This window comes from Myxacorys sp., from assembly GCF_059501405.1.
In genome coordinates this window covers 1-2,446 of sequence record NZ_JCACCM010000056.1, presented here as the reverse complement: position 1 = coordinate 2,446, position 2,446 = coordinate 1, and the positions used below count along the sequence as shown (strand labels likewise).

Sequence of the window (2,446 nt, the reverse complement as noted above, 5' to 3'; positions counted from 1 at the left end):
CGAGCGAGAATAACTATATGTCTTCTAGATTAAGCTATTGCCGATTAAGTCTATTTAATGGAATTACCCTCGCCCATCATAGGAGAGGGGCGAGGGGAACCAATCTAATTCTTGTTCCTTGTTTTCTACAAGAGGGTGTGAGGGCAGTTCAGGCGGTTCACATTGACTTTTTTCTGTCTTCTCACAGATTCGCTTAACGTCCGATCGCTTGCATGATTTGAGGCTGCAACACTTGCCCGACTTGCTGGAGTGTTGAAGTCCGTCTTTGTTGAATCTGGCTCGATTGAGGCAAACTCTGGGGTACACCCTGAGGTACAACACCTTGAGGAATCGATTGCATAGGCGCAGCTTGTGGCATTTGTAGTGGCATTTGTGATTGTTGCATGAGCGAATTAGGCTGCAAAATCTGATTTGGCAGCTGCACTCCTTGCTGCAACACCTGGTTTGGCAACTGCAGCACCTGTTGAGGCACTAACCCTCTTCCTATTCCAGCATTAGGCAGAGAGCGATTCAATTGCGGAGCAACAGGCGTAGGCACTGCACTGTTTGGCATCGGTGAGCAAGACAGAACGCAAACTTGTAGATTGTTTCGGTTTATGCCTTGATCGAAAAGCCTTAAACTAGGTTCAAGCGTTAATCCTCGTTGAAGCGCCGATCCTAGAAGCGGAATTTGCGAAATGTCTAGTGCAGAAGCTTTTGCTGGATTAAAGAGAGTGACTCCTAGTAAAAGAGGAAGCATTGCACTAAGTTTGACAGCACAGTGAATAGAACGAGACATGATTTTACCTCTTAGTGTTACAAAACGACTAATAAATCGAGCGAGGAAGCTAGCTTTTCCGATTGGTCTTCCTACAATCTGATACGACTATAGTTGCTAACTTATGCAATCATTTTTGTGTTGAAGCTGATTGAATCAGAAATGTAATAAGCGACGCCGAAATTCAATCGCTTGATTCTGGTTCGGAATCTTTTCTGCTAAAGCGTTGACTAATACTTCCGGCGTGAGAGTAGCGTCATCTGAGGCTCTATCTGTAGTCCTCCCAGAAGTGTTTCCATTTTTTAATACTTGCTGTACTAAAAACTTTGCGATCGGCCCAATATAATTCATCAATTCTTGTTCACAATTTTGAACAAACACTGCAGTCAATAATGGTGTAGAGAAATTGGCACGAATTGGGCTACAGAATGTTTCATCGTTGTGCTTAGCATTCACTGCTTGAGTAGCAGATTGGCTCACGATTGTCACCAAATTTGCCACCGAATCTTTGAGCGGTTGACTAACAAACGTGACACTTGGTGAGGATAGATTATTCAAGGCCGCTACTACGTCTTGAGCCGAGAGATAACGCTCCGTCGGCTTGGCATTCAGCATTTTGTCGAGAACCTGAGCGACGCGATCGCTAACTTTAGCATGATCCCGCCACTGCCACTCTAGCGATCGCGGATCCATCAGCGTTTGGGGTTCTTTTCCCGTCAGCAAGACCACCGCCGTGACCGCCAGCGAATACAAATCGCTGCTCGGAAAACATTGCCCCATCCAGATTTGCTCGTGCGGCGCGTAGCCAACCTTACCCACAACAGAATGCTTGCGCGAATAGCTCGGTGCGCCTTGAACTTGCTCAAGTGTCCATCTCCCCACCCCAAAATCAATCAACATTGGAGTGTTGTGATCTTGGTGCAGCATGATGTTGTCAGGTGAAATATCTCGGTGAATAATCTTGCGATCATGGATATAGTCCAATACTGGTAGCAACTGATGCAACCAGTCAACAATTTCGGCTTCAGAAAACATTTCGCCTCGCTGATGGCGCTCTCGCAATAGCGAGGAATAAGTACAGCCCTTAATGTATTCTTGCACCAGAAATAAGCGTCCGTCTTCCTCAAAATAAGCGAGGAATTTTGGAATTTGAGGATGCTCAATCTGATGCAAAATTTTGGCTTCTTGCTCAAACAATTTGCGGGACTTCTGGATTTCATAATCACCCACCTGATGCGGCAAGAATTCTTTCAGCACGCACAGTTCATCAAACCGATGGCAATCGGCGGCTAAGTAAGTTCGCCCAAAGCCACCCTGACCCAGAAGGCGCTGAACACGATAGCGATCGCCCAACATTGTTTGCGGAGACACACTAGAATCCGAGGTGAACAAGGATTGTGTAATATGCTCTAACGAACCATCAACGTAGAGCTTGAGCGGAACCATCTCAGTTCTGCCGTTAGATTTCACTTTTGCATAGACAATCTTGACAAATGCGTCCCCTAATTGATGCTCAACCATTTCAGCCTCCTTATGAATCTGCCATCCTCCAACGACTTGGGCGAAAGGTTGCCCAGTTGAGATGATTGATTTGCTTCTATCTCTTAGTAAGACTGACTTAGATCATTTATGCAGACGGTCGTGTTCTAGACATGGGGACGAGGATCAGGGAGAATAGGACGACTTGAA

Annotated in this window: 2 protein-coding genes; both read right to left on the bottom strand. The window is 45.9% G+C overall.

All coding sequences use genetic code 11. From position 1 onward, the window contains the following. Window positions 1–193 precede the first annotated feature (193 nt). Complete coding sequence (locus tag AC5I6P_RS05830) at window positions 194–778, bottom strand: hypothetical protein (protein ID WP_495692816.1); 585 nt, start codon at window positions 776–778, stop codon at window positions 194–196. A 135-nt stretch (window positions 779–913) separates the two neighbouring features. Further along, the gene (locus AC5I6P_RS05825) at window positions 914–2,278 is read right to left on the bottom strand and encodes a protein kinase domain-containing protein (RefSeq protein ID WP_495692815.1); all 1,365 of its coding nucleotides are present in this window, start codon (window positions 2,276–2,278) and stop codon (window positions 914–916) included. Window positions 2,279–2,446: the final 168 nt, after the last annotated feature.